Here is a 26,198-nt window from a genome sequence, read left to right on the forward strand (position 1 = left end):
CTACAGCCGCTCCGCCCCGAAAGTGTCGCAGGCCTGCAATTCGCCTGTCTCCAGCCCTTTGCGGAACCACTGCACCCGCTGGGCGGAGCTGCCGTGGGTGAAGCTGTCGGGGGCCACGGTGCCGCGTGACTGCTTCTGCAAACGGTCGTCGCCGATGGCGCTGGCCGCCGTCAGGGCTTCCTCGACGTCGCCGGGCTCGATGATCTGGCGCTCGCGGTTGGCGTGGTTGGCCCACAGGCCGGCGAAGCAGTCGGCCTGAAGCTCCAGCCGCACCGACAGCCCGTTGGCTTCTGCCTGGGACCCCGCCTGCCGCTGGGCTTGCTGCACCTGATCGGAAATGCCCAGCAGATTCTGCACATGGTGCCCGACCTCGTGGGCGATCACATAGGCCTGGGCGAAGTCGCCGGGCGCCCGGAAGCGGTCGCGCAGGTCGCGGTAGAAGCTGAGGTCAATGTAGACCTTGCGGTCCAGCGGGCAGTAGAAGGGTCCCATCGCCGCCTGGGCGAAGCCGCAGCCCGAGTCGACCGTGCCGGAGAACAGCACCAATGCCGGGTCCTGGTAGGTGCGGCCGATCTGCTGGAATTGGGCGCGCCATGTGTCCTCCGTATCGGCCAGAACGACGGAGACGAAGCGCTTCAACTCATCGTCGGCACCGCTGCGCGGGGCATCGGACTGCTCGTAGCGGGCTTGGTCCTGAGGGGCGGTGCCTTGCAGCAGGTCCAGCGGGTTGATGCCCAGCAGAAGCGAGACCACCACGATCACCGCCAGCCCGCCGATCCCGATTCCGCCGCGCCCGATGGGGATGCCGATGCCGCCCGTGCGGAAGCCGCCCCGTCCGAGCGGGCCGCCTCCGGACATGCCGCGCCGGTCCTCGACATTCCTGCTCTCGCGACCGTCCTGCCACCGCATCGCCCTATCCTCCGCCGCCGCATTGCCAGAGGAAAACCGGCGAGGGGGTGCGGCTGTTCCTGCGCTCCGCCGGATGCGTCAATGCACGCGCTTGACCGGAAGCGGGGCCGTGCCATTTCGTAGGGCATGAACCACCGCTCCTTCGTCCCGACCGACCCCGCAACCGACACCGGCCCGCTGCCCTTCCGCGTGCACTGGTGGCACGCGCTGATCTTCTGGCTGCTCACCAACACCTATGGCGTGTTCGAGCGGGGAGGGGAGCCGTTTCCCGGCTATCAGCCCTCGCCGTTGCAGCCGCCGGGCTGGGCCTTTCCGGTCGTCTGGTTCAGCATCAGCCTGATCCAGCTCTGGGGCTGCGTGCGCCTGCTGAACGCGACCTGGACAATCCGCTGGCGTCCGGCGCTGATCGGCATGCAGGGGGCGCTGTGGCTGCTCTACGCCAGCTTCGGCTTCATCTATTTCACGCTGGGCAGCCCGGTCATGGCGGCGGCCTGGACCATGGCCTACTTCATCATCGCGTCCACCTGCGTGCTGCTGGTCTGGCCGGACGACCGGGCCATCGCGGCGAGCTGGATGCCGCTGGTTCTGTGGACCGGCTTCGCCTCCGTCGTGGCCGTGCATGGCGTCGTGCTGAACCCGGACCCGCTGTTCGGGCTGGGCCCGGGGCTGGGAACGCGCTGATCACCCCCGGTAACGGTGCGTCGCCCCGGTGAAGTCCTCCGCCACATACCCGCCTTCGCCGTCCGGCTGCACCCAGCCCGGAGCAGCGGGGGCCTTGCCGTGCCCGCCGGGGATGTCCAGCACATAGGTCGGCTGGCAGAGGCCCGAGACGCGCCCGCGCAGTCCCTTCACCAGAGCCTGCCCTTCGGCCAGGGTCGGGCGGAAATGGCTGGTGCCGGCGGCAAGGTCGGGGTGGTGCAGGTAATAGGGTTTGATCCGGTTCCGAACCAATCCCCGGAAAAGCGCCTCCAGAGACGCCGCATCGTCGTTGATGCCCTTCAGCAGCACGGTCTGGCCCAGCAGAGGAATGCCCGCCTCGGCCAGCCGGGCCAAGGCGCCGCGCGCCTCCTCCGTCAATTCGCTCGCATGGTTGACGTGCACAGCCACCCAGGTCGCCACATCCGGAGCCTTCAGCGCATCCAGCAACTCCGTCGTCACGCGCGCCGGGTCGGCGACGGGGATGCGGGTGTGCAGCCGCACCACACCGACATGCGGGATGTCCGACAGGGTGCGGACGATGTAGGACAGGCGCCGCGGTGACAGCAGGAACGGGTCGCCGCCGGTCACCACGACCTCCCACACCTCCGGGTGCGCACGCACGTACGCCAGGGCCGCGTCCAGCTCGTCGGGAGACAGGGCCTCGCCGCCGGGGCCGACCATCTCGCGCCGGAAGCAGAAGCGGCAATAGACCGCGCAGGCGTGCAGAGGCTTCAGCAGAACGCGGTCGGGATAGCGGTGGACGATCCCCTTCACCGGGCTGCGCGCCACGTCGCCGATGGGGTCGGCGCGCTCCTCCGGCGCGGTGTACGTCTCTTCGGGAGAGGGAACGTACTGCGCGTACAGGGGATCGCCGGGGGGCGTACCCTCAAGCTTTTCCAGCAGGTACGGAGTCAGCGCGACGGCGTAGCGGTCCGCCACCCCGGAGGCCGCCTCGGCCGCCTCGGGAGTCATCAGCCCGGCGGCCACCAGATCGGACAGGCTGTGCGCAGCCTTCATCGCTCGTTCCCGACTCACCGCTTTGCGTCCTATATAGGGGACCCGCTCTTACTCCCGCAGGACCCATGCTGTCGACTCTTCCCCGCCTGATCGGCCACCGCGGCGCCAAGGAGAACGCGCCGGAAAACACGCTCGCCAGCCTGCGCGAGGCCGCCCGCCAGGGCGCCGCCTGGGTCGAGGTGGACGTGATGCTCACCCGCGACCGCGTGCCGGTGCTGATCCACGACGACACGCTGGAGCGCACCACCAGCGGCACCGGCCCGGTTCCGGAACTGACCCTGGCGGAGTTGAAGGCGCTGGACGCCGGCTCCTGGTTCGATCCCCGTTTCGCCGGCGAAACGGTGCCGACCCTGGAGGAGGCGCTGGGCCTGCTCCGCAAGCTCGGCCTGGGCCTGAACCTGGAGATCAAGCCCTATCCCGGCCAGGACGTGCCCACGGCGGAGGCCGCGCTGGAGCTGCTGAAGCGGCTGTGGCCCGCCGGCCTGCCCCTGTTGGTCTCCAGCTTCGAGGTGCCCTGCCTGGAGGTCGCCCGCGATCTGGCGCCGGACATCACGCGCGGCTACCTGCTGTGGGACCCGCCCGCCGACTGGGCGGCCATCGCCGATCGCATCGGCGCCGCCACCCTGAACGTGCATCAGGATCGCCAGACGGCGGAGAGCGTCGCCGCCTACCGCGCCACCGGGCGCCCGGTCCTGGCCTACACCGTCAACGACGCGGCGCGGGCGCGGACGCTGTTCGGCTGGGGCGTGGCCGGCGTCTTCACCGACGCTCCGGGCCGGTTGGCGGCGGAACTGGCCGAAAGGACGCCCCTGTGAAGGCCCTTATGAAGGGTGCCCATGGGACCGAAGGTTGACGTTTGCGGAACTGTCGCTGTGACAGATTTTTTTCCAGCACCGCGAATCCGCTCGTCCGCACGGAAATTTCCTCATATATAGATCGCTCATGACGGCTAGGCCGTCGGGAGCAGGACTCCCGGCGGCGTTTTTCGTCGTCTGTCGGGTCGCGCTGTCCGGGTGCCCGTGCACGGGCGCTCTCATGGTTTTGGAGGTTTCGTTGAAGGCGCTTAAGCCGTTGCTGATGTCTGGCCGGGAGGTTCTGCCGCTCGTCGAGGGTGGCAAGGGAATTGCCGTCTCCAACGGGGAAAGCTCGGGCGCCTGGGCGGCGGCCGGGGGAATCGGCACGTTCTCGGGTGTGAACGCCGACAGCTATGACGAGAACGGGAACCTCCTCCCGCAGGTCTACCACGGCAAGACCCGCCGCGAACGCCACGACGAGCTGATCAAGTTCGGCATCCAGGGCGGCATCTCGCAGGCCCGCATCGCGCACGAGACGTCGAACGGCCAAGGCCGCATCCACATGAACGTCCTGTGGGAGATGGGCGGTGCCGAGGAGATCCTGCACGGCGTGCTGGAAGGCTCGCAGGGCATGATCCACGGCGTCACCTGCGGCGCCGGCATGCCCTACCGCGTGGCGGAGATCGCCGTGCGCTACGGCGTGCATTACTACCCCATCGTCTCCTCGGCCCGTGCCTTCCGCGCCCTGTGGCTGCGCGCCTACCACAAGTTTCGGGAGAACCTGGGCGGCGTGGTCTACGAGGACCCGTGGCTGGCCGGCGGCCACAACGGCCTGTCCAACTCCGAGGACCCGCTGAAGCCGGAGGACCCGTTCCCCCGCGTCCTGGCGCTGCGCCAGATGCTGAACAGCTTCGGCCTGAACGACACCCCCATCGTCATGGCGGGCGGCGTCTGGTGGCTGTCGGACTGGGAAGACTGGATCGACAACCCCGACCTCGGCCCGGTGGCCTTCCAGTTCGGCACGCGCCCGCTGCTGACCCAGGAAAGCCCGATCTCCATGGCCTGGAAGCGCCGGCTGCTGACGCTGAAGGAAGGCGACGTCTTCCTGAACCGCTTCTCGCCGACGGGCTTCTACTCCTCCGCCGTCAAGAACCCGTTCCTGATGGACCTGATGGCCCGGTCGGAGCGTCAGGTGGCCTATCTGCCCAAGCCGGTGGGCGAACATTCTGCCGAACTGCCGCTGGGGCCGCGCGGCCGCCCGGTCTACGTGACCGAGACGGACAAGGCCCGCGCGGAAGGCTGGCTGTCCCAGGGCTTCACCAGCGGCCTGAAGACGCCGGACAGCACGGTCATCTTCGTCACGCCGGAACAGGCGGAGCGCATCCACCGCGATCAGGTGGACTGCATGGGCTGCCTGTCGGCCTGCAACTTCTCCAACTGGGCGCAGAACGAGGAAGGCACGAACGGCAAGCGCGCCGATCCGCGCTCCTACTGCATCCAGAAGACCCTGCAGGCGGTCAGCCACACCGACGACTGCGAGAACCAGCTCATGTTCGCCGGTCACAACGCCTTCCGCTTCGCGTCGGACCCCTACTACAAGGACGGGTTCATTCCGACGGTGAAGCAGCTTGTCGAGCGGATCGCCACCGGCTACTGACCCCGGCGGGCGGCGTTTGCGGGGACTCTTGCCCCCCGACCTGAAATCGTTCTAAAGTGAGCGGACTGCGGCAGATCGCCGCGGTCCGTTTCGCGTTCACCGCAGCATGACCGGCGGTCACCACCCCCTGAACCACGGCGAACAGACGACGATGACCGGCACCCGACCCTTCAAGCGCGCCCTCGACCGCCTGCAGACGGCAGGCTTCCGCCCGACGCGCCAGCGTCTGGGTCTGGCCCGCCTGCTGTTCGAAGGGGAGCACCGCCACGTCACCGCCGAGCAGCTCCATACGGAGGCCATGGGGGCGGACCTGCGCGTGTCGCTCGCCACGGTCTACAACACGCTGAACCAGTTCACCGCCGCGGGCCTGCTGCGCGAGGTGGTGGTGGAGGCGGGGAAGTCCTACTTCGACACCAACACCAGCGACCACCATCACTTCTTCCTGGAAGGGACGGGCCGGCTGGAGGACATCCCCGGCGACGACGTGGTGGTGCAGCATCTGCCGCCGGCCCCGGCCGGAACGCGCATCGCGCGGGTGGACGTCATCATCCGGCTGAGCGCGGAGCAGGGCACGGCCGACCGGTAACGGTCTTCCGGACGATGCCCGTTTTCGGGAAAAATCCGTCTCCCTCTCAAGTCTTTAGAGAATTTTCCGAACATTGACGCACCTTGGGGAGCGGTGGCATAAGCCGTAGCCGACGCTCGGCCGCCCGAGGCCATACGCCCACGCCCGGCCGGGCCGGACAGAACCCGTTTGAAGGGAGCCGCCATGTCGCTGAAGGGCACGAAGACCGAGCAGAACCTCAAGGCGGCCTTTGCGGGTGAGAGTCAGGCCAACCGCCGCTATCTCTATTTCGCCCAGCAGGCCGATGTGGAGGGCCACAACGATGTCGCCGCCGTCTTCCGCTCCACGGCGGAGGGCGAGACCGGCCATGCCCACGGCCATCTGGAATTCCTGCAAGAGGCCGGCGATCCCATCACCGGCCTGCCGATCGGCGACACGGTCAGCAACCTGAAGGCCGCCATCGCCGGCGAGGTCCACGAATACACCGACATGTATCCGGCCATGGCCCGCACCGCCCGCGAAGAAGGCTTCGAGGAGGTCGCGGACTGGTTCGAGACGCTCGCCAAGGCCGAGAAGAGCCACGCCGGACGCTTCCAGAAGGTGCTGGACCAGATTTCTTCATGACCGTCCGCCGGACCGAGATCACCCGCGCCGACATCCTTCCCCCGGACCGCTATGCCCTCGAACGGGCCGCCCGCCGCAAGGCGCTGGTCGCGGTGAAGCGGAACCGCCGTGTCGCGGTCGGCCCCTGCGCCGTGGCCCATTTCGAGAATTACGAGACGATGTGGCAGCAGGTCCACGAGATGCTCCACATCGAGAGGGGTGGGGAGGAGCAGATCGCCGGTGAACTGCGCGCCTACAACAGCCTGATCCCCAAGGGGGCGGAACTGGTCGCCACGGTGATGTTCGAGATTGCCGACCCGGCGCGGCGCGCCGTGGAGCTTGGCCGGCTGGGCGGGGTGGAGAAGATGGTGACGCTGCGCTTCGCCGGCCACACCGTCGCCGCCCGTCCGGAGGACGACCTGGAGCGCACGAACGAGGCCGGCAAGACCTCCGCCGTCCACTTCCTGCATTTCGACTTCGCGCCCGAACAGATCGCCGCCTTCCGCCTGCCCGGCACGGAGGTGATCCTCGGCATCGGCCATCCCCATTACGGCCACATGGCCGTGGTTCCGGAAGCGGTGCGGGCGGAGCTTGCCGGGGATTTCGCGTAGGGAGACCTTTGCCCCCGCCGGTTACTCGAACGACTCGTCCTTGTAGGCGCCCCAGAACTCCCCGCGGGTCATCCAGCCGCGATAGCCCTTCAACTCCACCTCGCACCACTCGCCCTTGCATTTGCGCAGCCAGCCGATGACGCCCGGCTGGGCACGGGCCACGACCGTGGCGTCGCTGCGCGGTTCCTTGCGGACGGTGCGGATGTCGCCGGTGACGATGATGCTGCGTTTGCCGGACAGCATGCTCTGGTGCACCCAGCCCTCGCTGCCCTCCCAATCGCGGATTCGGCGCCAGGTGTCGAATTCCTGGGTGATCTCCACCGGCATTTCCTTGCGGGTGAAGACCCATTCGATGGGATAGCGCACGTTGGGGCCGGTGCGCGCGTTCACCTCGCCCGAGCGCAACGACACGAAGCGGGGGATCGGCAGGCCGGACGCGTGGGTCGGGTCCTTCTCGCGCCGCCCGCCTTCGGACGCGTCGGCGGAGAAGGGCGTGGCCGAGACCAGCGTGGCGGCGGCCAGCGCCAGGACGGCAAGCGCGCGGCGGATGGCAGACGTCGTCGGCAACGGCAACACCGGCAGCCCCGTGCAGTGGTTTCGAACGGAAAGATGTGCGCCGCACTATAATTAGGGGTAGCCGCCAGGGGCAAGCGCAAGGCGCAGGCGGGCGCGCGGCGATGGTTCTTGTCACATGAACGGCCGGGTGAATGGGTGAGGGACGGGCCTTGCGGCGCGCCGAATCGTCACTGCCATCTGGACAGCTTCCCAACCGCTTGATAGGACAAGCGTCGGCCCGGAATGGGGGAGACACCGTCCAATGACCGAAAAGAAGAAGCCGCTCGTCGTCGTCACCCGGAAATTGCCCGACGTCATCGAGACGCGGATGATGGAGCTGTTCGACGCACGGCTGAATTCCGACGACGAACCCCTGACCCACGCGCAGCTCATCGAGGTGGCGCAGGTGGCCGACGTGATGGTCCCCACCGTCACCGACCGGATCGACCGGGACGTGATCGAGAAGGCCGGACCGCAGCTCCGCCTGATCGCCTCCTTCGGCACGGGCGTGGACCACATCGACCTGAAGGCGGCGCGCGAGCGCGGGATCAGCGTCACCAACACGCCGGGCGTTCTGACGGAAGACACGGCGGACATGACCATGGCCCTGCTGCTGGCGGTCGGCCGCCGGCTGGCGGAGGGCGAGCGGCTGGTGCGCTCCGGCCAGTGGAAGGGCTGGGGACCGACGACGATGCTCGGCCATCGCATCCAGGGCAAGCGGCTGGGCATCCTCGGCATGGGCCGCATCGGGCAGGCGCTGGCGCGCCGTGCGCGGGCCTTCGGCATGTCGATCCATTACCACAACCGCCGCCGCGTCTATCCGGACGTCGAGCAGGAGCTCGAGGCGACCTATTGGGAAAGCCTGGACCAGATGCTGGCGCGCATGGACGTGGTGTCCATCAACTGCCCGCACACCCCGGCGACCTACCACCTGCTCTCCGAACGCCGGCTGAAGCTGCTGCGCCCGCACTGCTTCATCGTCAACACCTCCCGCGGCGAGGTGATCGACGAGACGGCGCTGACCCGGATGCTGTCGAAGGGCGAGATCGCCGGCGCCGGCCTGGACGTGTTCGAGCACGAGCCGGCGGTGAACCCGAAGCTGCTGCGGCTCGACAACGTGGTCCTGCTGCCGCACATGGGGTCCGCCACCATCGAGGGGCGCATCGACATGGGCGAGAAGGTCATCATCAACATCAAGACCTTCGTGGACGGCCACGCCCCGCCCGACCGCGTGCTGGAAACGCTGCTGTAAGGTTTGCCGTGCGAGGGCGCTTAAAGAACGCCCTCGTACAGCGCGGCCATGGGAATCTCGATCCCGACCGAGGGGAAGCGCAGCGTCCCGCCCCCGATGATGTCGCGGACGACCCAGCTCTGTTCGTCCTCCCGGTGCCACAGCTCGGCACAGCGCTTCGTCGAGTCGAGCAGCAGGATTTCCTGAACGGACGGAATTTCCCGATAGATCGCCAGCTTGCGACCGCGGTCGAACTGGGCGGTGGACGGCGACAGGATCTCGACGATGATCGTCGGGTCCACCGTCCCCGGCTTGCTCGATGTCGGCCCGCAACCGACGGCAACATCGGCCTGGAACCAGGCATCGTCACGATCGGGGAGGAGGATGCCGGCCTCGACCCGCGCCCGGCAGGGCGGGCGGAGGCGCTTTCCGAACTCCACCACGACATTGGCCGCCAAAAGGGCGTGCGCATCGGACGGCGGCGCCATGGCGACGGGTTGGCCGCCGACCAACTCATAGCGGGTGTCGGTCCCGTCGTCCCAGACGAGGAACTCCTCCACGGTCATCGGGCGGGGTGCCGGATCGGTCATGCCCATGAGTATGGCCCTCTCCTTCCCGCCATCCAAGAGGCCGCCGCGGTTATTCCGCGGCCAGCCCGCCGCCCAGCTCGATGCGGACCTCGACCACGCCGGGTTCGTCCAGGTTCTCCTTGCGGATGAAGCCCAGCGCGCGGCACATGCCCAGCATGTTGGTGTTCTCGCGCAGGACCTCGCCGTAGACCTCCTTGATCCCGCGGGAACGGGCGTAGTCCAGGATCTTGTTCATGAGCTGGTAGCCCAGCCCCTGGCCCTTCATGTCCGACCGCACCATCACGGCGTATTCGGCGCGCAGGTTGTCGGGGTCGGCGGTGATGCGGACCACGCCGTACATGATGGTCTCGCCCGTCTCCGGGTCCGGCCCGACGGCGACCAGACCCATCTCGCGGTCGTAGTCGATCTGGGTCAGGCGGGCGGCGGCCTGGTGCGACAGCCGCTTCAGCGGCGCGAAGAAGCGCAGCCGCAAATCCTCCTGCGTCTGGTTGGCGACCATGTGGTGCACCAGCGGCTCGTCCTCCGGCAGGATGGGGCGGACGACGAACTGGCGGCCGTCCTTGATGGTGATCCGGTCCTCCAGCCCCTTGGGGTAGGGGCGGATGGCCAGACGCTTGGCGCCGGGCAGGGCCGGAACGCCGACCTTGATGCGGGCGTCGAGCGCCAGAACGCCGTCCGAATCGGCCAGCAGCGGGTTGACGTCCAGTTCGGCGATCTCCGGGAAATCGACGATGAGCTGCGAAATCTTGTTCAGCGTCAGCGCCACCGCTTCCAGATCGACCGCGGCGCGCGAGCGGTAGCCCTGCAACTGGCGCCAGATGCGGGTGCGGCCCATCAGCTCCGTCGCCAGCTTCATGTTCAGCGGCGGCAATGCCAGCGCATAATCCTCCACCACCTCCACCCCGATGCCGCCCTCGCCGAACAGCAGGACGGGGCCGAACAGCTCGTTCTCCGTCATGCCGACGATCAGCTCGTAGGCGTCGGGACGGACGGCCATCTCCTGGACGGTGAAGCCCTCGATGCGGGCGTCGGGCACGGCCTCGCGCACGCGGGCCAGCATGGCCTCGGCCTCGGCCTTGACCTCCGCCGGCTCGGTCAGGTGCAGGGCGACGCCGCCGACGTCCGACTTGTGGGTGATGTCCGGCGACAGGATCTTCAGCGCCAGCGGCCCGCCGATCATCTCGGCGCAGTGGGCGGCCTCCTCCGGCGTGTCGGCGCGGCGGGTGTCCACCACGGGGATGCCGTAGGCGGCCAGCACGCGCTTGGCCTCGTACTCGGTCAGCCAATCGCGCTTCTCCGCGATGGCGCGGGAGATGATGCGGCGCACGCCGATGTCGTCGGGCTGGAAATCCTCCGGCACCGAGGGCGGGGTCTCCATCAGCAGTTCCTGGTTCCGGCGGTATTCCACCAGATGCAGGAAGGCGCGCACGGCGTGGCTGGGCGTGTCGTAGGTGGGGACGCGGTTGGCGGCGAACAGCTTGCGGGCCTCCACCGCCGTCTTGTCGCCCAGCCAGCTCGTCAGCACCGGGTGCTTGCGCGTCTTGTTGGCGATCATGGTGTCCACCACCGCCTGCGCGGCGGCCAGGCTGTCGGTCACCGCGGTCGGGCAGTTCAGCACCAGGACGGCGTCGTTGCCGGGATCGGCCATCAGCGCGTTCAGCGCGTCGGCGTAGCGCTTGGGCGGGGCGTCGCCGCCGATGCGCAGCGGGTTGCGCGCGCTGCCGGCGCCCAGCGCCTTTTCCAGCGCGTCCATCGTCTCCGGCGCGAACTGGGCCAGCCGCCCGCCGGACAGGATCAGGCTGTCGGTTGCCATCACGCCCATGCCGCCGCCGTTGGTCAGGATGGCCAGCCGGTCGCCGGTGATCGGCGCGCCGGTGGCCAGCGTGCCCACCGCGTCGAACAGCTCGTCCAGGCCGCTGACGCGCAGGATGCCGGCGCGGCGGAAGGCGGCGTCGTAGACCGCGTCGGACACCGCCAGCGCCCCGGTGTGGGAGGTGGAGGCCTCCAGCGCCTCGTCCGTGCGGCCCGACTTGATGACGATGACCGGCTTCTGGCGGGCGGCGGAGCGCGCCGCCGACATGAACTTCCGCGCGTCGGTGATGCTCTCGATGTAGAGCAGGATGGCGCGCACGGTGGCGTCGCCGGCCAGATAGTCCAGCAGGTCGCCGAAATCGACGTCCGCCTTGTCGCCCATCGAGATCAGGTGCGAGAAGCCGATGCCCCGCGCCGTCGCCCAGTCGGCGATGGAGGTCACCACCATGGAGGACTGCGCCACCAGGGCCACGTCGCCCTTCTTCGGCGTGACATGGCCGAAGCTGGCGTTCACCCCGCGGCCCGGAACCATGATGCCCAGGCTGTTGGGGCCGAGCACGCGCATCAGATGGGGCTTCGCCGCCTCGCGCAGGGTCTGCGTCTGCTCCTTGGAAAAACCGCTGGAGATGACGATGGCCGCCTTGGTCCCGCGCTTGCCCAGCGCGTCGATGGTGGCGGGCACCGTGGCGGCGGGGGTGCAGATCACCGCCAGATCGGGTGCCACCGGCAGATCGTCCACCGTCTTGTAGGTCAGCACCCCCTCGACCGCGCGTTCGGTGGTGACCGGCATGATCGGACCGTCGAAACCGGCGTTGAACAGGTTGCGGGCCACCACGGCGCCGATGGTGTTCGGCTTGCGGGTCGCTCCGATCAGGGCGATGGAGGTGGGCTTGAACAGGCGGTCGAGGTTGCGAACGGTCATGGCCGGGTTCCGGAGGTTCGTCTCACACAGCAGGGCTCGAACAGCCGCCATTCCGGTAAAGATCGGGCTGGGACCGTCGAGTTGCAATCATTGGTAAAGAGGCAATCGCTGGGCGGGAACGCGACCGATCGCCGCTTATGCTGCGGTGCAACATACACTTTGGTAATACCGTTGTACAGGCGCCCTTTGTCGCGCCCCCCTCCATACCGGATATCCTTCCCACGCATCGGAGCTTGAGCGGGCGGGCGCGTTGCTCCACCCTGTTGGGGTTCCAAAGGAGAAAGACAGGGAGAGAGAGCCATGAAGGTCGGGATCGTCGGGGCCGGCGCGGTGGGCGCGACGGCGGGGTTCGCCATGGTGATGAGCGGATCGGCCAGCGAGGTCGTGCTGGTCGACATGAACGGGAAGCTGGCGGCGGCCCAGGCCCAGGACATCGCCCACGCCGTGCCCTTCGCCCGCGCCGCCCAGGTGCGCCACGGCGGTTATCCGGCGCTGGCCGGGGCTGGCGTGGTGGTGCTGGCCGCCGGCGTGGCGCAGCGCCCCGGCGAGACGCGCCTGCAACTGCTGGAGCGCAACGCGGCGGTCTTCGGCGCCATCATCCCCTCGGTTCTGGCGGCGGCGCCGGACGCGATCCTTCTGGTGGCGACCAACCCCCTGGACGTTATGACGCAGATCGCCACCCGCATCTCCGGCCTGCCGCCGTCCCGGGTGATCGGGTCCGGCACGATCCTGGACACCGCGCGCTTCCGCGCCCTGCTGGCCGACCGGCTGGGGGTGACGGCGAAGTCGGTGCACGCCCATGTGGTGGGCGAGCATGGCGATTCGGAAGTCCTGCTGTGGTCCGGCGCCACCGTGGCCGGACTGCCGGTGAGCCGCGGTGCCGAACGGCTGAAGCGCCCCCTGACGGCGGAGGACCGTGCGGCCATCGACGAGGGCGTGCGCCGCGCCGCCTACCACATCATCGACGGCAAGGGCCACACGGCCTTCGGCATCGCCGGCGGCCTGTCGCGCATCGTCGCGGCCATCGCGGGGGACGAGCGGGCGGTGCTGACCTGCTCCATCCTCAACGAGGAGGTGCTGGGGGTGCCGGATGTGGCTTTGTCGCTGCCGCGGGTGATCGGGGCCGGCGGCGTCCTGGAAACGGTGATGCCCGACCTGTCGGACGAGGAGAGCGCGGCGCTGAAGCGCAGCGCGGAGATCCTGAAGGAGGCGGTGACGTCGGTGGAGAAGTCGCTGCCGTAACGGAGAGGGAAAGTGCGGGGCCGGTCCGCGTTGCAGGACCGGCCCCGCGATGCGGAGCCGGCCCTTGCAACCCGTCCAGTCGAGGCGCCCGAGTCGAGGCGCCCGTCAGACCACCGGGCCCGGCTGGCCCTTGTTGGCGGCGGCGGCGCGCTCCATGCCTTCCTGGATCTTCTTGGCGGCTTCCTGCTCGTCGCCCCAGCGCAGGATCTTCACCCACTTGCCCTTTTCCAGATCCTTGTAGTGCTGGAAGAAGTGGGCGATCTGCTCGGTGGTGATCTCCGGCAGGTCCTTGTAGGACTTCACGCTGCTGTAGAACGGGTGCAGCTTGTCGACCGGAACGGCCAGCAGCTTCTCGTCCTCGCCGCCCTCATCCTCCATGTACAGCACGCCGATCGGGCGCGAGCGCAGGACGGCGCCCGGGATGACCGAATGGCGGCCGACCACGCAGACGTCCACCGGGTCGCCGTCGCCCGACAGGGTGTGCGGGATGAAGCCGTAGTTGCAGGGGTAGTACATGGCCGTGTGCAGGAAGCGGTCGACGAACATCGCGCCCGACTCCTTGTCGATCTCGTACTTCACCGGCTCGCCGCGCAACGGGATCTCGATGACCACGTTCACGTCCCACGGGGCATTCTTGCCGACCGGAACCTTGCTGAGATCCATGGAAACTATCCTTCGACTGCAAAAAGCGGGTTGCTCTGGATTGATGGCGCCGGTCAAAGCTCCGGACGCCGCGCGCGCGGAGTTTTAGGCAGATGCGTGCATAAGTCAAAGCCACTTGCGCAGGTGCGGCAAAGGGACGAGCCTTCGCCATGCCCTACGTCCTCCTTGCGCTGCTCCTGTCCGCCTTGCTTCTCCTTCCGGCGCGGGCCGACTCTCCGCAGAAGGCTGCCCACGCCATCGCGATGCATGGGGAGCCCGCCTATCCGCCGGGCTTCGCGCATTTCGCCTACGTCAACCCCGACGCCCCGAAGGGCGGTACGCTGCGCCAGGCGGTCACCGGCGGCTTCGACACGCTGAACCCCCATGTGGTGAAGGGCGTTCCCGCCCTGGGTCTTGGTTTCGTTTTCGAAACGATGCTGACCCGATCCTGGGACGAACCCTTCTCCCTCTACGGCCTGCTGGCCGAGAGCCTGGAGGTGCCGGAGGACCGGAGCGCCGCCGCCTTTCACCTGAACCCCGCCGCGCGCTGGCACGACGGGGCGCCCGTGACATCCTCCGACGTGCTGTTCTCGCTGGAGGTCCAGCGCGCCCACGGCACGCCGAACCGGCGCCAGTTCTACGCCAAGGTGGCGAGCGCCGAGGCGCCCGACGACCGCACCGTCCGCTTCACCTTCACCCCCGGTCCGGACGGTCGTTACGACCGCGAAATGCCGCTCCTGATGGGGCTGATGCCGATCCATTCCAAGGCGTGGTGGGCGGGCCGGGAATTCGAGCGCACGACGCTCGACCCGCCGTTGGGCAGCGGCCCCTACCGGGTGAGACAGGCGGAGGCCGGGCGGCGCATCGTCTACGAACGGGTGGCGGACTATTGGGGGCGTGACCTGCCGTCGCGGCGCGGGCTGTTCAACGCCGACACGCTGGATTTCACCTATTACCGCGACGACTCGGTGGCGCTGGAGGCGTTCATGGCCGGACAGGGCGATGTGCGGCGCGAATCCGACCCCGCGAAATGGGCCACCGGCTATGACGGCCCGGCGCTCCGCGAGGGGCGGATCGTGCTGGAGGAGTTGCCGCACCGCCGTCCGGAGTTCGCCCGCGGCCTGATCTTCAACACCCGCCGCCCGCAATTCCAGGACATCCGCGTGCGCCAAGCGCTGGGCCTCGCCACCGATTTCGTGTGGATCGGCAAGACCCTGTTCCACGGCGCGCTGGTCCGCACGGCGAGCTACTACCCGAACTCCGAACTCGCGGCGGACGGGCTGCCGGGGCCGGACGAAGCGGCGGTTCTGGAGCCCTTCCGCGACCGCCTGCCGCCGGAGTTGTTCACGCGGCCCTTCGCCCTGCCGCAGACGGACGGCAGCGGTCCGGCGGGTGCGCGGGCCAACCTGCGCGAGGCGCTGCGCCTGCTGGGCGAGGCGGGGTGGCAGGTGCGCGGGGGACGGCTGGTGGATGGGGCGGGGCGGCCCTTCGCCTTCGAAATCCTGCTGGGCAACCCGGCGGACGAACGGGTGGCGCTGGAATACGCCCGCTCGCTGGAGCGGCTGGGCATCGCCGCCACGGTGCGCACGGTGGACAACGCGCAGTATCAGGCGCGGCTGGATGGTTTCGATTTCGATATGACCCTGCGCTGGTGGGTCTCCAGCCTCTCGCCGGGGAACGAGCAGCTTTACTATTACGGCTCCGAAGCGGCGGACCAGGCGGGCAGCCGCAACTACCCCGGCATCCGCGACCCGGTGGTGGACGCCATCGCCGCCTCCATCGCCGAGGCGCGGACGCGCGCGGAATTGGTGGCCCGCGTCCGGGCGCTCGACCGGGTGCTGCTGTGGGGCCATTACATGGTGCCGCTGTTCCACAGCCCGGTGGACCGCATGGCCCGCTGGTCGCGGCTGAAGCGCCCGCAGGCGACGCCCCTCTACGGCCCGCTCGTCGAATCCTGGTGGGTGGAGGAGGGCGGCTGAGCCTCCGCATGCCCGCCATGGACCCGGTAGGCTTGGAGGATGAGCGTCGCCACGGCGTCCAGATCCGGGAAGCGGTCGGTGTTGACGGTCAGGTCGTATTGCAGCGGATCGTCGTTGGAGACCTTGAAGAACTCCTTGAAGTACTTGGCGCGGGCGGTGTTGACCCTCTGCACCTCATGCAGCGCGTCGACCACCTTGGCCGGATCGCCGCCGGCCAGCCGCGCGGCGCAGATCTCGTCGGACCCGACGATCCGGACGCGGAAGCGCGGCGCCCCGCGCAGCAGCAGATGCGCCCCACGCCCGACGATCACCCCACCGCGGAAGGCGATGCCGTTCACCACGCGGGTCAGCAATTGCTGGTATTCGGTCAGCGGGTCGTGCAGCCCCATCAGGCTGGCGTAGAGGAACATCCCCGCCCGCTCCGGCAGCTTCTCGTCGAGCTGGCGCATCAGCGTGGGATCGGACGTGGCCGTTGCCACGACGGCGTCGAGGATTTCCTTGTCGAAGCAGGACACCCCCAGGGACCCGGCCAGTTTCGCCGCGATCGCCTCGCCGCCGCTGCCGTGGCCGCGGGCGATGGTGACGACGGGGGGCGCGGACTCCAGCGGACCGCTGTGGGGCCGGTGCGGCTGAAGCTGGTCGGTCCGGATGTAGGTGAGGAGCGCCTGGAATTCGTCGCGGGCCATGGCTTCCCTCCGCAAGCGGTTGAGCCGCCTCCAGTGTCCGACCGGTCCCCGGCGGGGTCAAGGGCGCCCAAGGAGGAGGGGCACGCTGCCGCACCCCTTCCGCGCCGCCTAGAACAGCCTCGCCGCGATCACCGTCAGCAGGGCGACGATGATCCACAGCGCGATCCGCTCGCTCAGCCGGCGCTCTATCCAGCGGTCGAGCATGTAGCGGACCGACTGGGGATGCAGGCGCAGGCCGCCTTCCGCGATCTGGGTGGCGGCGCGCTCGGCCTGATTCACCAGACGGGGCAGGCGTCGGATCGTCGATACCGTGGCCTCCAGATCGTCGAGAATCTGGGCTTCCGGCCCGCGGTTCTCGCGCATCCAGTCTTCGATCAGCGGGCGCGCCAGTTCCCACATGTTGATGTTGGGGTTCAGGATGCGGCCCACGCCTTCCGCCGTCAGCATGCTCTTCTGGAGCAGGAGAAGCTGCGGCTGGGTCTCCATCTCGAACTGCTCGGTCACGGCGAAGAGCTGGGCGAGCAGCCGTCCGACGGAGATTTCGCTCAGCGGCTTGTTCTGCAACGGTTCGCCGATGGCGCGGCAGGCCTGGGTGAAGACCTCGATCGACTGGTGGCGGGGGACGTAGCCCGCCTCGAAATGCACCACCGCGACTCGGCGGTAGTCGCCGGTCAGGAAGCCGATGAGCATGTCGGCCAGATAGGTCCGGGTCGCCCGGTCCAGCCGGCCCATGATGCCGAAATCGACGGCGGTGATGTTGCCGTCCTGGTTCACGAACAGGTTGCCGGGGTGCAGGTCGGCGTGGAAGAAGCCGTCCCGGAAGACCTGGTTGAAGAAGCTGGCCGAGGCCTTCGCCAGGATCTCGTCGCGGTCGAAGCCGGCGGCGTCCAGCCTTTCCGACTCGTCCACCTTGAAGCCGCGGATGCGCTCCAGCGTCAGGACGCGGCGCGCCGTGCGGTCCCAGTCGATGGCCGGCACGCTGAAGGTGGGGTCGCCCTTGAAGTTGTCCCCCAGCTCCGACGCCGCCGCGGCTTCCATCCGCAGCTCCATCTCCAGGCGGGAGGTGCGGGCGAAGGTGTCCACCACCTCGCGCGGGCGCAGCCGCTTCAGCTTGGGCATGACCATGACGGCCAGCTCGGCCAGCCAATAGAACAGGTCGATGTCCCGCTCGAAGGCGTTCTCGATGCCGGGGCGCAGCACCTTCACCGCGACCTCCCGCCCGTCGGCGGTGACGGCGAAATGCACCTGCGCGATGGAGGCGGCGGCGACCGGAACCTCGTCGAAGCTCTGGAACAGCTTGCCGATGGGGGCGCCCAGCTCCTCCTCCACGATGGCGCGGGCCTGGGCGCCGGGGAAGGGCGGCAGCTTGTCCTGAAGCTCGGCCAGATCCAGCGCCATCCGCTCGCCCACCAGATCGGACCGGGTGGACAGAAGCTGCCCCAGCTTGATGTAGGTCGGCCCCAGATCGGCCAGCGCGCGGGCCAGCCGCTGGCCGACGCGGCCCGGCTCCTTCGCGTTGCCGATCCAGCGCCAGAACACCGCGAAGCCGGGGGCGGTCTGCGGCAGCGTTTCGGGCAGCGCGTTGTAGCGCGCCAGCGTGCGGCCGATCACGAAGAGGCGGCCGATGTTTCGGGCGGTCCGGAACGGCATCCGGTCAGATCCGCCAGCCGGAGTGGATGGCGGCGATGCCGCCCGTCAGGTTGCGCACGCGCACCGCCCCGAATCCCGCGGCCTCGATGCGCTTGACCAGCGCCTGCTGCTCGGGGAAGCGGCGGATGCTCTCCGCCAGATAGCGGTAGCTGTCCTCGTCCCCCGCCACCATCCGGCCCAGCCGGGGCAGGACCTGGAAGGAATAGACGTCGTAGATCTCGCGCAGGACCGGAAGGACCACGTGGCTGAACTCCAGGCAGAAGAACTTTCCGCCGGGCTTCAACACGCGGCGCGCCTCGGAAAGCGCGGCGTCGATGCGCGTGACGTTGCGCAGGCCGAACGCAATGGTATAGGCGTCCACCGAACGGGAGGCGATGGGCAGCCTTTCCGCGTCGCCGACCGTCCAATCCACCCCGGTCAGCAGGTTCCGGTCATAGGAGCGGTCGCGCCCGACGCGGACCATCGACTCGGTGATGTCGCAGACCACGGCCCGCCCGCCGCCGCGCTCCAGGAAGCGGAAGGCGATGTCGCCGGTGCCGCCCGCCACGTCCAGCAGGGTCATGTCGGCCTTGGGCGCCACCATCTCCATCAGCGTGTCCTTCCACAGCCGGTGGATGCCGCCCGACATCAGGTCGTTCATCAGGTCGTAGCGCCCGGCCACGCTGTCGAAGACGGCGCGGACGAGGCCGGACTTGGCGTCGGGGTCCACGGGGCGGTAGCCGAACCAGTTCCCTTCGGCACCGGCGGAGACGCCGGGGGCCTTGTCGGGGGCCGGAGTTGCGGGCTGGGACGGGGAGGAGGGGGTGCGCGGATCGGTCATGGCGCGCAACATAGCGCGCGCCCTGGGCTTGCGCCAGCCGGGGCGTTGCCGTGACGCACCCGCCACGCGCGGATTTTGCGGGCTTGACCCCGCGCCGCGGCTTCGCCACCGTGCCCGCCGGTGGACGATGGCGGACGGACGGGGGACCATGGCCACGGTGCGGGAAGCCCTGCTGATCGCCTTCGACCTCCAGCGGGAGGGGCGCTTCGCCGAGGCCGACTCGGTCTACGGACAAATCCTCGACGCCGTGCCCGGCCATCCGCCGGCCCTGCATCTGCGCGGCCTTCTGCTCGCCCAATGCGGACGGCTGGAGGAGGGCTGCGCGCTGGTCGGGCAGGCCATCGCCGCCACCGACCTTCAGGATGGAAGCCAGCCCGACCTGCACGCCAACCACGCCAACCTTCTGGAAGCGTTGGGCCGGTTCGGTGCGGCGGCGGAGGCGCTGGCCCGCGCCGCCACCCTCGATCCGGAGCGCGTGGCGCTTCTCAACAATTTCGCGGTGCGCCGGTTGGCCGCCGACGATCCGAAATCGGCGGAGCGGGCTCTTCGCGCTGCGGTGGACCTTCAGCGGGGGCTGGCCGATCCCCGCATCAACCTCGCCCAGGCTCTGGACGCGCTGGGGCGGTCGGGGGAGGCTCTGGCCCAGCGGCGGGTGGCCGTCCTGCTGGCCCCGGACGACGCCGCACTGTTCGGCGTGCTTGCCATGCGGCCCGACGCGGGGGAGGCGGAATTGCGCCGCGCCCTGCGGTTGGACCCGGAGCGGGTTCCACTGTGGAACCGGCTGGGCGCAGGGCGGAAGGACCGCGGCGCCCTGCCCGCAGCCCGCCATGCCTATGAACGCGGTCTGGCGCTGGACCCCGCCGACGCCGCGCTGTGGAACAACCGGGCCAACCTGCTGAAGGGGCAGGGCGATCCGGTAGGCGCACGGGATGTCCTGCGGCGGGCGGCGGCGCTCCAGCCGGAGTCGGCGGCGATCCGCAACAATCTGGCCGACGCCCACATGCTCTGCGGCGATCCGGCTGCGGCGCTGGCGGAGGCGGAGGCGGCGCTCGCCCGCGCTCCCGCCCTGGCCGACGCGCGGGTGGCGCGGGCGACGGCGCTGCTGGCGCTCGGGCGCTTCGCGGAGGGGTGGGACGCCTGGGAGGACCGTTGGTCCGCCGAGCCCTGGTGCCGGACCGCCGGGCGCTTCCCGCAGCCGTCGTGGAGCGGGCAGCCTTTGGATGGCGGTCGGCTGCTGGTCTGGGGGGAGCAGGGGGTGGGCGACGAGCTGATGTTCGCCACACTGCTTCCTTTGTTGACGCAATCGTCAACGGAAGAGACGCAATCATCAACCGAGGCCGCGTCCGGCATTCTGCTGGAATGCGACGCCCGGCTGGCGCCGCTGTTCGCCCGCTCGCTTCCGGGGGTGGAGGTGGTGCCGCGCGGTGCGGCGCCGGACCCGCGCCTGTTCGCTGCGGACATCGCCGCGCAAATCCCGTCCGGCGGCCTGCCGCGCCGTCTGCTGCGTGGGGAGGAGGGCTTCCGAAGACTCCGCCCCGCCCTGGCCGCGGACCCGGCGCGGACGCCGCCGGTCCGGCGAACGGGGCGGCGCCCTCTGGTCGGCATCGCCTGGCACACCACCAACCCGAAATGGGGACGCCTGCGCAACGTGCCGCTGGCCGATCTGGCGCGCGCGCTCCACGCTGCGGGCGCCGACATGGTGGTCCTGCAATACGGCGATTGGGCGGAGGAGGTGGCCGCGCTGGCGGAGGAGGGCATCGCCATCGCGCTGCCGCCGGGCCTGGACCGCAAGGACGACCTGGACGGGCTGGCCGCGCAGATCGCCGCCACGGACCTCGTCGTCACCATCGACAACGCGACCGCCCATCTGGCCGGCGCGCTGGGGCATCCGGTCTGGGTGCTGCTGTCCCACGCGCCGGACTGGCGCTGGCTGCGCGGGCGGGACGACTCGCCCTGGTACCCCTCCGCCCGCCTGTTCCGGCAACCGGCGGCGGGGGACTGGCGGACTCCGCTGGGCGCCGTGGCCGACCGGCTGCGCGCGCTGTTCCGGTAGGTCTGCTACCCTTCGCTCCCCTCACCTCTTTCCCTTCATCTCTTTCCCATCATTGGCCGGCACGGAAACATGGCGACAATCGCGGAAGCCCTGGCCATCGCCTTCGACCATCACGAGGCCGGCCGTCTGGCCGAGGCCGAGATCCTCTATGGCCGCATCCTCGACGCCGATCCCCATCAGGCGACCGCTCTGCATTTGCTGGGGGTGCTCTACGGCCAGACGGACCGGCCCAGGCTGGCGGCGGCGCTGTTCGTGGGGGCCATCGGGCTGGTTCCGGACAACCCGGCCCTGCGCTACGACCTCGCCCGCGTCCGGCTGATCCTGGAGGACGGGGAGGGGGCGGTGGCTGCCCTGCGCCGGACGGTGGCGCTCCAGCCCGACCACGCGGCGGCCCTGTTCCAGCTCGCCCTGGCTTGCCGCAGCGTCGGGCGGCACGCCGAGTCGCTGCTGACCCTGGAACGGCTCCTGACGCTGCAGCCCGACAGCCTGGAGGCCCGCTACCTCGCCGACCGGGCGGTGGAGCGGGAGGGGCGGGACCTGTTGGCGCAGGGGGAGACCGGGCGGGCGGTGGCGCGGCTCACCCGTCCGGTGGCGGAGTCGGTGGGCGTGCCGATCCTTTCCGCCCACGCTGCCGCGCTCTACCGCGACGGCCGGCCGGCGGAGGCCGCCCGGCTGTTCCGCGGGCTTCTGGCCGTCCAGCCGGCGGATGCCATGGCGCTGTGGAACCTGTCGCTGTGCCGGATCGACGGACGCGACGCGGCGGCGGAGCGGCTGGCCCGCCGCGCCTGCGCGCTGGCCCCGCGGGAGGCGGAGGCCCACGCCAAGCTGGGGCTGGCGCTGGCCGCCCGGGGGCGGCGGGCGGAGGCGATGGCCGCCTGCCGCGCGGCGCTGGCCTGCGATCCGGCGCACGCACCGTCCCTGTCCAACCTCGGCGCGCTGACGATTCAGATCGGCGAGGACGCGCAGGCCCTGCGGCTGGCGGACCGCGCCTTGCGGCTGGCCCCGGACCTCGGCGAAGCGCTGGTCGTCCGGGGCGATGCGCTGGTGCGGCTCGACCGCCCGCGGGAGGCGGTGGATGCCTTCCGCGGCGCCCAGCGCGCGGCGCCGCAACTGGTCCCCGCCCATTGGAATCTGGCCCATCTGCTGCTGCGCCTGGGCGATTACGCCGCCGGCTGGGCCGAGTACGAGTGGCGCTGGCGGAGCGAGGCTCTGGCCGGGCAGCGCCGCCCCTTCCTTCAGCCGCTCTGGGACGGCACCGACCTGACGGGGCGGACCATCCTGGTCCATGCGGAGCAGGGCCTGGGCGACACCCTTCAGTTCGTCCGCTTCCTGGAGGCGGTGCTGCGGGCCAACCCGGCGCGCGTTCATCTGGAGGCGCAGGGTCCGCTGCTCTCCCTTCTGGAGGGCAACACCGATCCGGCGCGGGTGACGGTGATCCCGCGGACGCCCGATTTTCCGGGGGTGGGCGGCCTGCCGGAGACCGACGTCCAGATTCCGCTGATGAGCCTCGCCGGGCTGTTCTGCCCGAAGCTGGAGGCGATTCCGGCCCGCGTGCCCTATCTCGGCGCGCCGGAGGAGCGGCGCGGCTTCTGGGCGCGGCGTCTGCGGCACGCGGCGCCCGACGCCCGGCTGCGGGTCGGGCTGGTCTGGGCGGGGCGGCCCCAGTACCACGCCGACGCCGTCCGCTCCATGCCCCTGGCCGCCCTGGCCCCGCTGGCGGCGGTGCCGGGGGTGACGCTCTTCTCCCTTCAGGTCGGGGAGGCCGCGCGGCAGAGGACGGAGGTTCCCTTTCCGGTCATCGACCTGTCGGACGGGCTGACCAGCCTCGCCGAGACGGCGGCGGCGGTGGAGGGGCTGGACCTGATCGTCGCGGTGGACACGGCGGTCGCCCATCTGGCCGGCGCGCTGGCCCGGCCGGTCTGGGTGCTGCTGCCCTGGGAGAACGACTGGCGCTGGCTCTATGGGCGGGACGATAGTCCCTGGTACCCGACGGCCCGCCTGTTCCGGCAAACCCACGGCGGCGGCTGGTCCGCCCCGGTGGAGGCGGCGGCGCGGGCCTTGCGGCGGCTGGTCGAAGGTTCGGGCGACTAAGGGCAACGCCATTTCGGACAACCGCAGGGCTTTTTCACCACAGAGGCGCAGAGGCACAGAGATATGAGGGCCGGGGCATGTGATCGGCTCTCTCCGTGTCTCCGTGGTTCCCGTTCTTCGCCGCAGGCACCCCCTCCCAAAGGGCATCGACAGGTGCCCCTTGCGTCAACCGGCGCTTCCCACCATCCTCCTTGGCATCATGCCCGAGCTTCCCGAAGTCGAAACCGTCTGCCGTGGCCTCGCCCCGCATCTGGAGGGGCGGACGCTGGTCCAGGTGCTCCAGCGGCGCGCCAACCTGCGCGTTCCCTTTCCGCCCGGCTTCTGCGAGCGGCTGACCGGGCGCCGCGTCGAGTCGGTTCGCCGCCGCGCCAAGTACATCCTGCTCCATCTGGACGACGGGACGGTGCTGATCGCCCATCTCGGCATGTCCGGGCGGATGATCATCGCGCAGGAGCGGCCCGCCGCCTGGGGCGCCCACGACCATGTCGTGCTGGAAACGGACGCTGGGACGGTGGTGACCTTCAACGACGCCCGCCGCTTCGGCCTGATGGACCTCGCCATGGCGGAGAGTCTGGCCGAGCATCCGCTGCTGCGCAGCCTGGGGCCGGAGCCGCTGGGCAACGAATTCTCCGGCCCGGTGCTGGCCGACCGGCTGGCCGGGCGGATGACCAGCATCAAGGCCGCGCTTCTCGACCAAGCCGTGGTCGCCGGGCTCGGCAACATCTACGTGTCGGAGGCCCTGTTCCTGGCCCGCCTCAGCCCCAAGCGCATCGCCGCCACGGTGACCGGCGCCAGGGCGGAGCGTCTGGCGGCGGCCATCCGCGCGGTGCTGGACCGGGCCATCGCCGCCGGAGGATCGTCCCTGCGCGACTACCGGCAGGCGTCGGGGGAACTCGGCTATTTCCAGCACCAGTTCTCGGTCTACGACCGCGAGGGCGCGCCCTGCCCGGGCTGCACCTGCGACGTGGCGAAGACCGGGGGCATCCGCCGGATCGTCCAGGCGGGCCGGTCGACTTTCTATTGTCCGCAACGCCAGCGTTGATATACGTGGAGGGTATGACGGCTCCATCGGCCACCGCCAGGGCGGCGCTCGCCGCCCTTCTCCTCGCCGGCCCCGCCTTCGCGGGTCTGGCCGGGCTCACGTCGCCCGCAATCCCGCTCGCCCAGGCCGCCGAATCCGCCCGCTACGTTGAAGGGATGGGGGATGTGCCGGTCATGCCGGGACTCGCCCCCGCCGAAGAGGCGCCGCTGGTCTTCGACAAGCCCGCCGGGCGCATCGCGCAGTCCGTGATGGCGGGTGCGATGGATCGCGGCGCGGTTCTGTCCTTCTACAACCAGACCATGCCGCAGCTCGGCTGGAGCCGCGCCCCGCAACGCGCGGGCGGCGGCGCCAGTTTCCTGCGGGAGGGCGAGGAACTGCGCCTGGAATTCATCGAGCCGGCCCGCACCGCCGCCGCCCCGAGGATGGCGGCCACGGTCGTCCGCTTCTCCCTGATTCCGCGCTGACCGCCGTAAGACCAAGAGCCAGAGACCAAGAGCAAACCAGAACGCCCCCGTCCAGAGAAGGGGGCCAAACCACGGGAGCCTGCTGCATCATGCCGTACGAAACCATTCTCGTCGAAACCCGCGGACCGGTCGGGCTCGTCACGCTGCACCGGCCCAAGGCGCTGAACGCCCTGTCCGACCTGCTGGTGACCGAGCTGGGCCATGCGCTGGACGCGCTGGAGGCCGACGACGCCATCGGCGCGATCGTGGTCACGGGTTCGGAGAAGGCCTTCGCCGCCGGCGCCGACATCAAGGAGATGCAGAACTTCTCCTACATGGACGTCTACAAGGCCAACTTCATCACCGCCAAGTGGGAACGGCTGGCCAAGTGCCGCAAGCCGACCATCGCGGCGGTCGCCGGCTACGCGCTGGGCGGCGGCTGCGAGCTGGCGATGATGGCCGACTTCATCCTGGCTGCCGACACCGCGAAGTTCGGCCAGCCGGAGATCACCATCGGCACCATCCCCGGCGCCGGCGGCACGCAGCGCCTGACCCGCTTCGTCGGCAAGTCCAAGGCCATGGAGATGTGCCTGACCGGCCGCCTGATGGACGCCGCGGAGGCCGAGCGCGCCGGCCTCGTCAGCCGTGTCGTCCCGGCGGCGGAGCTGGTGGACGAGGCGGTGAAGGTCGCCGAGAAGATCGCCAAGCTCTCGCGCCCGGTCGTCATGATGGCCAAGGACGCCGTCAACGCCGCCTACGAGACGACCATGTCCGAAGGAATCCGCGTCGAGCGCCGAATCTTCCACGCCACCTTCGCCACCGAAGACCAGAAGGAAGGCATGGCCGCCTTTGCCGAAAAGCGCCAGCCGGACTGGAAGCATCGCTGACATACACCGGCCCCTCCCCCGCATCTAGCGGGGAAGGGGCAGGAATCCGACAAGATCTCGTTTCCTTTCATTTGCCGCGAAACAGTGTTGGACGGCGCCTTGACTCTCCTTCGGCTGGAGCGTATAAGGCCTCCTCGCACTGGGACAGGCGTGTCGTCCGGAGTAGGGTTTTCATGGCCAATCATAAGTCTGCTGAAAAGCGCATTCGTCAAACCGCGCGTCGTACGGAGATCAACCGTAACCGCGTCAGCCGTATCCGCACCTTCGTGAAGAAGGTCGAGACGGCGATCTCGTCCGGCAACAAGGCCGAAGCCGCTGAGGCTTTCAAGGCCGCGCAGCCGGAACTGATGCGTGGAGCCTCCAAGGGCGTTCTGCACAAGAACACCGTGTCGCGCAAGCTGTCGCGCCTGTCGGCCCGCATCAAGGCTCTCTGAGTTTACTCGGCGTTATAAAGCCGCGCACCAGATCTGGGCGCGGCTTTTTGCGTTTCTGATAAGTACAGTCACCGTTCTTTCCGAGTCCTCCGGCAGAAATCCGGTGGGACCGGAGCCTGCGGCTGCTGGATGGCGACTCGTCTCCGGCGGTCAAGGTCTTCCGTGGAGCCGGAGAGCGGGGTTCGGGGAAGCTGCGTGATTTTTGCCGCATTCCGGACCGTTCGCTTTCTGTCCTATTGCCACGAAGGGAGCGGCTGATTAGAC

The 26,198-nt window shown here is 69.6% G+C and carries 24 protein-coding genes; 15 read left to right on the forward strand and 9 right to left on the reverse strand.

From position 1 onward, the window contains the following. Nucleotides 1-909, reverse strand: coding sequence for a KPN_02809 family neutral zinc metallopeptidase (gene ypfJ / locus DS843_RS05900; RefSeq protein WP_149467952.1), 909 nt, complete (start codon nucleotides 907-909; stop codon nucleotides 1-3). Between the two features lie 126 nt (nucleotides 910-1,035). Between ypfJ and DS843_RS05905 the strand changes: the two genes are divergently transcribed. Further along, nucleotides 1,036-1,590, forward strand: a complete 555-nt coding sequence (locus DS843_RS05905; protein ID WP_149467953.1) for a TspO/MBR family protein — start codon at nucleotides 1,036-1,038, stop codon at nucleotides 1,588-1,590. On the opposite strand, the gene DS843_RS05910 is transcribed toward DS843_RS05905, so the two are convergent. Further along, nucleotides 1,591-2,625: a lysine-2,3-aminomutase-like protein gene (locus tag DS843_RS05910; RefSeq protein WP_149467954.1), complete on the reverse strand. Its 1,035-nt coding sequence runs from the start codon at nucleotides 2,623-2,625 to the stop codon at nucleotides 1,591-1,593. A gap of 65 nt (nucleotides 2,626-2,690) precedes the next feature. Between DS843_RS05910 and DS843_RS05915 the strand changes: the two genes are divergently transcribed. The 5 genes from DS843_RS05915 (at nucleotide 2,691) to DS843_RS05935 (ending at nucleotide 6,855) form a co-directional block, all read left to right on the forward strand. Then, a complete protein-coding gene (locus tag DS843_RS05915) occupies nucleotides 2,691-3,440 on the forward strand; it encodes a glycerophosphoryl diester phosphodiesterase (protein ID WP_149467955.1) in 750 nt (249 codons plus the stop codon). Nucleotides 3,441-3,660: 220 nt separating this feature from the next. Continuing rightward, a complete protein-coding gene (locus tag DS843_RS05920; RefSeq protein WP_149467956.1) occupies nucleotides 3,661-5,076 on the forward strand; it encodes an NAD(P)H-dependent flavin oxidoreductase in 1,416 nt (471 codons plus the stop codon). A gap of 106 nt (nucleotides 5,077-5,182) precedes the next feature. Next, nucleotides 5,183-5,662: an iron response transcriptional regulator IrrA gene (gene irrA / locus DS843_RS05925; RefSeq protein ID WP_475849046.1), complete on the forward strand. Its 480-nt coding sequence runs from the start codon at nucleotides 5,183-5,185 to the stop codon at nucleotides 5,660-5,662. Nucleotides 5,663-5,845: 183 nt separating this feature from the next. After that, complete coding sequence (locus DS843_RS05930; RefSeq protein ID WP_149467957.1) at nucleotides 5,846-6,265, forward strand: rubrerythrin family protein; 420 nt, start codon at nucleotides 5,846-5,848, stop codon at nucleotides 6,263-6,265. Continuing rightward, nucleotides 6,262-6,855: a DUF3501 family protein gene (locus DS843_RS05935; protein ID WP_149467958.1), complete on the forward strand. Its 594-nt coding sequence runs from the start codon at nucleotides 6,262-6,264 to the stop codon at nucleotides 6,853-6,855. The genes DS843_RS05930 and DS843_RS05935 overlap by 4 nt, the downstream gene beginning before the upstream one ends. Before the next feature lie 21 nt (nucleotides 6,856-6,876). On the opposite strand, the gene DS843_RS05940 is transcribed toward DS843_RS05935, so the two are convergent. After that, a complete protein-coding gene (locus tag DS843_RS05940) occupies nucleotides 6,877-7,422 on the reverse strand; it encodes an SH3 domain-containing protein (RefSeq protein ID WP_475849047.1) in 546 nt (181 codons plus the stop codon). A 250-nt stretch (nucleotides 7,423-7,672) separates the two neighbouring features. Here DS843_RS05940 and DS843_RS05945 point away from each other — a divergent pair, with 250 nt between their 5' ends. Continuing rightward, the gene (locus tag DS843_RS05945) at nucleotides 7,673-8,662 is read left to right on the forward strand and encodes a 2-hydroxyacid dehydrogenase (RefSeq protein ID WP_149467960.1); all 990 of its coding nucleotides are present in this window, start codon (nucleotides 7,673-7,675) and stop codon (nucleotides 8,660-8,662) included. Between the two features lie 20 nt (nucleotides 8,663-8,682). On the opposite strand, the gene DS843_RS05950 is transcribed toward DS843_RS05945, so the two are convergent. Together DS843_RS05950 and DS843_RS05955 are read right to left on the reverse strand one after the other, a co-directional pair. Next, nucleotides 8,683-9,237, reverse strand: a complete 555-nt coding sequence (locus tag DS843_RS05950; protein WP_149467961.1) for a Uma2 family endonuclease — start codon at nucleotides 9,235-9,237, stop codon at nucleotides 8,683-8,685. 43 nt (nucleotides 9,238-9,280) lie between these two features. Next, nucleotides 9,281-11,965, reverse strand: coding sequence for a bifunctional acetate--CoA ligase family protein/GNAT family N-acetyltransferase (locus tag DS843_RS05955; RefSeq protein WP_149467962.1), 2,685 nt, complete (start codon nucleotides 11,963-11,965; stop codon nucleotides 9,281-9,283). A gap of 300 nt (nucleotides 11,966-12,265) precedes the next feature. Here DS843_RS05955 and DS843_RS05960 point away from each other — a divergent pair, with 300 nt between their 5' ends. After that, a complete protein-coding gene (locus DS843_RS05960; protein WP_149467963.1) occupies nucleotides 12,266-13,207 on the forward strand; it encodes an L-lactate dehydrogenase in 942 nt (313 codons plus the stop codon). 105 nt (nucleotides 13,208-13,312) lie between these two features. On the opposite strand, the gene ppa is transcribed toward DS843_RS05960, so the two are convergent. Next, nucleotides 13,313-13,870, reverse strand: a complete 558-nt coding sequence (gene ppa / locus DS843_RS05965) for an inorganic diphosphatase (protein WP_149467964.1) — start codon at nucleotides 13,868-13,870, stop codon at nucleotides 13,313-13,315. 149 nt (nucleotides 13,871-14,019) lie between these two features. Here ppa and DS843_RS05970 point away from each other — a divergent pair, with 149 nt between their 5' ends. Beyond that, on the forward strand, nucleotides 14,020-15,828 hold the full coding sequence (locus DS843_RS05970; RefSeq protein WP_149467965.1) for an extracellular solute-binding protein: 1,809 nt from the start codon (nucleotides 14,020-14,022) through the stop codon (nucleotides 15,826-15,828). Here DS843_RS05970 and DS843_RS05975 read toward each other — a convergent pair. The 3 genes from DS843_RS05975 to DS843_RS05985 form a co-directional block, all read right to left on the reverse strand. Next, nucleotides 15,783-16,514 (reverse strand): cytidylate kinase-like family protein, encoded by a 732-nt coding sequence (locus DS843_RS05975; protein WP_149467966.1) that lies wholly within the window; start codon nucleotides 16,512-16,514, stop codon nucleotides 15,783-15,785. The genes DS843_RS05970 and DS843_RS05975 overlap by 46 nt on opposite strands. Nucleotides 16,515-16,622: 108 nt before the next feature. After that, nucleotides 16,623-18,164: a 2-polyprenylphenol 6-hydroxylase gene (gene ubiB / locus DS843_RS05980; protein ID WP_149467967.1), complete on the reverse strand. Its 1,542-nt coding sequence runs from the start codon at nucleotides 18,162-18,164 to the stop codon at nucleotides 16,623-16,625. Nucleotides 18,165-18,168: 4 nt separating this feature from the next. Next, nucleotides 18,169-18,984: a class I SAM-dependent methyltransferase gene (locus DS843_RS05985; RefSeq protein ID WP_286191957.1), complete on the reverse strand. Its 816-nt coding sequence runs from the start codon at nucleotides 18,982-18,984 to the stop codon at nucleotides 18,169-18,171. A gap of 148 nt (nucleotides 18,985-19,132) precedes the next feature. Here DS843_RS05985 and DS843_RS05990 point away from each other — a divergent pair, with 148 nt between their 5' ends. The 6 genes from DS843_RS05990 (at nucleotide 19,133) to rpsT (ending at nucleotide 25,934) form a co-directional block, all read left to right on the forward strand. Continuing rightward, complete coding sequence (locus DS843_RS05990; protein ID WP_149467969.1) at nucleotides 19,133-21,037, forward strand: tetratricopeptide repeat protein; 1,905 nt, start codon at nucleotides 19,133-19,135, stop codon at nucleotides 21,035-21,037. 69 nt (nucleotides 21,038-21,106) lie between these two features. Beyond that, nucleotides 21,107-23,128, forward strand: a complete 2,022-nt coding sequence (locus DS843_RS05995) for a tetratricopeptide repeat protein (RefSeq protein WP_149467970.1) — start codon at nucleotides 21,107-21,109, stop codon at nucleotides 23,126-23,128. A 199-nt stretch (nucleotides 23,129-23,327) separates the two neighbouring features. Further along, nucleotides 23,328-24,170, forward strand: a complete 843-nt coding sequence (gene mutM / locus DS843_RS06000; protein ID WP_149467971.1) for a bifunctional DNA-formamidopyrimidine glycosylase/DNA-(apurinic or apyrimidinic site) lyase — start codon at nucleotides 23,328-23,330, stop codon at nucleotides 24,168-24,170. A gap of 14 nt (nucleotides 24,171-24,184) precedes the next feature. Then, complete coding sequence (locus tag DS843_RS06005) at nucleotides 24,185-24,634, forward strand: hypothetical protein (RefSeq protein WP_149467972.1); 450 nt, start codon at nucleotides 24,185-24,187, stop codon at nucleotides 24,632-24,634. 89 nt (nucleotides 24,635-24,723) lie between these two features. Then, nucleotides 24,724-25,500, forward strand: coding sequence for an enoyl-CoA hydratase (locus DS843_RS06010; RefSeq protein WP_149467973.1), 777 nt, complete (start codon nucleotides 24,724-24,726; stop codon nucleotides 25,498-25,500). Nucleotides 25,501-25,673: 173 nt separating this feature from the next. Next, nucleotides 25,674-25,934, forward strand: a complete 261-nt coding sequence (gene rpsT / locus DS843_RS06015; RefSeq protein WP_094301467.1) for a 30S ribosomal protein S20 — start codon at nucleotides 25,674-25,676, stop codon at nucleotides 25,932-25,934. Nucleotides 25,935-26,198 lie beyond the last annotated feature (264 nt).

This window comes from Roseomonas genomospecies 6, from assembly GCF_008365375.1.
Classification (GTDB): Bacteria; Pseudomonadota; Alphaproteobacteria; order Azospirillales; family Azospirillaceae; genus Azospirillum.

What these genes read in the sequence shown, in the direction of transcription:
- ubiB (WP_149467967.1), bottom strand. Translation starts at nt 18,164, where the DNA reads ATGCCGTTCCGGACCGCCCGAAACATCGGCCGCCTCTTCGTGATCGGC.
- irrA (WP_475849046.1), top strand. Translation starts at nt 5,183, where the DNA reads ATGACCGGCGGTCACCACCCCCTGAACCACGGCGAACAGACGACGATG.
- DS843_RS05975 (WP_149467966.1), bottom strand. Translation starts at nt 16,514, where the DNA reads ATGGCCCGCGACGAATTCCAGGCGCTCCTCACCTACATCCGGACCGAC.
- ppa (WP_149467964.1), bottom strand. Translation starts at nt 13,870, where the DNA reads ATGGATCTCAGCAAGGTTCCGGTCGGCAAGAATGCCCCGTGGGACGTG.
- DS843_RS05960 (WP_149467963.1), top strand. Translation starts at nt 12,266, where the DNA reads ATGAAGGTCGGGATCGTCGGGGCCGGCGCGGTGGGCGCGACGGCGGGG.
- DS843_RS05930 (WP_149467957.1), top strand. Translation starts at nt 5,846, where the DNA reads ATGTCGCTGAAGGGCACGAAGACCGAGCAGAACCTCAAGGCGGCCTTT.
- DS843_RS05915 (WP_149467955.1), top strand. Translation starts at nt 2,691, where the DNA reads ATGCTGTCGACTCTTCCCCGCCTGATCGGCCACCGCGGCGCCAAGGAG.
- rpsT (WP_094301467.1), top strand. Translation starts at nt 25,674, where the DNA reads ATGGCCAATCATAAGTCTGCTGAAAAGCGCATTCGTCAAACCGCGCGT.
- DS843_RS05935 (WP_149467958.1), top strand. Translation starts at nt 6,262, where the DNA reads ATGACCGTCCGCCGGACCGAGATCACCCGCGCCGACATCCTTCCCCCG.
- DS843_RS05985 (WP_286191957.1), bottom strand. Translation starts at nt 18,984, where the DNA reads ATGACCGATCCGCGCACCCCCTCCTCCCCGTCCCAGCCCGCAACTCCG.
- DS843_RS05905 (WP_149467953.1), top strand. Translation starts at nt 1,036, where the DNA reads ATGAACCACCGCTCCTTCGTCCCGACCGACCCCGCAACCGACACCGGC.
- DS843_RS05920 (WP_149467956.1), top strand. Translation starts at nt 3,661, where the DNA reads ATGGTTTTGGAGGTTTCGTTGAAGGCGCTTAAGCCGTTGCTGATGTCT.
- DS843_RS05950 (WP_149467961.1), bottom strand. Translation starts at nt 9,237, where the DNA reads ATGGGCATGACCGATCCGGCACCCCGCCCGATGACCGTGGAGGAGTTC.
- DS843_RS05955 (WP_149467962.1), bottom strand. Translation starts at nt 11,965, where the DNA reads ATGACCGTTCGCAACCTCGACCGCCTGTTCAAGCCCACCTCCATCGCC.
- DS843_RS05995 (WP_149467970.1), top strand. Translation starts at nt 21,107, where the DNA reads ATGGCGACAATCGCGGAAGCCCTGGCCATCGCCTTCGACCATCACGAG.
- DS843_RS05945 (WP_149467960.1), top strand. Translation starts at nt 7,673, where the DNA reads ATGACCGAAAAGAAGAAGCCGCTCGTCGTCGTCACCCGGAAATTGCCC.
- DS843_RS06010 (WP_149467973.1), top strand. Translation starts at nt 24,724, where the DNA reads ATGCCGTACGAAACCATTCTCGTCGAAACCCGCGGACCGGTCGGGCTC.
- DS843_RS06005 (WP_149467972.1), top strand. Translation starts at nt 24,185, where the DNA reads ATGACGGCTCCATCGGCCACCGCCAGGGCGGCGCTCGCCGCCCTTCTC.
- DS843_RS05910 (WP_149467954.1), bottom strand. Translation starts at nt 2,625, where the DNA reads ATGAAGGCTGCGCACAGCCTGTCCGATCTGGTGGCCGCCGGGCTGATG.
- mutM (WP_149467971.1), top strand. Translation starts at nt 23,328, where the DNA reads ATGCCCGAGCTTCCCGAAGTCGAAACCGTCTGCCGTGGCCTCGCCCCG.
- DS843_RS05970 (WP_149467965.1), top strand. Translation starts at nt 14,020, where the DNA reads ATGCCCTACGTCCTCCTTGCGCTGCTCCTGTCCGCCTTGCTTCTCCTT.
- DS843_RS05990 (WP_149467969.1), top strand. Translation starts at nt 19,133, where the DNA reads ATGGCCACGGTGCGGGAAGCCCTGCTGATCGCCTTCGACCTCCAGCGG.
- ypfJ (WP_149467952.1), bottom strand. Translation starts at nt 909, where the DNA reads ATGCGGTGGCAGGACGGTCGCGAGAGCAGGAATGTCGAGGACCGGCGC.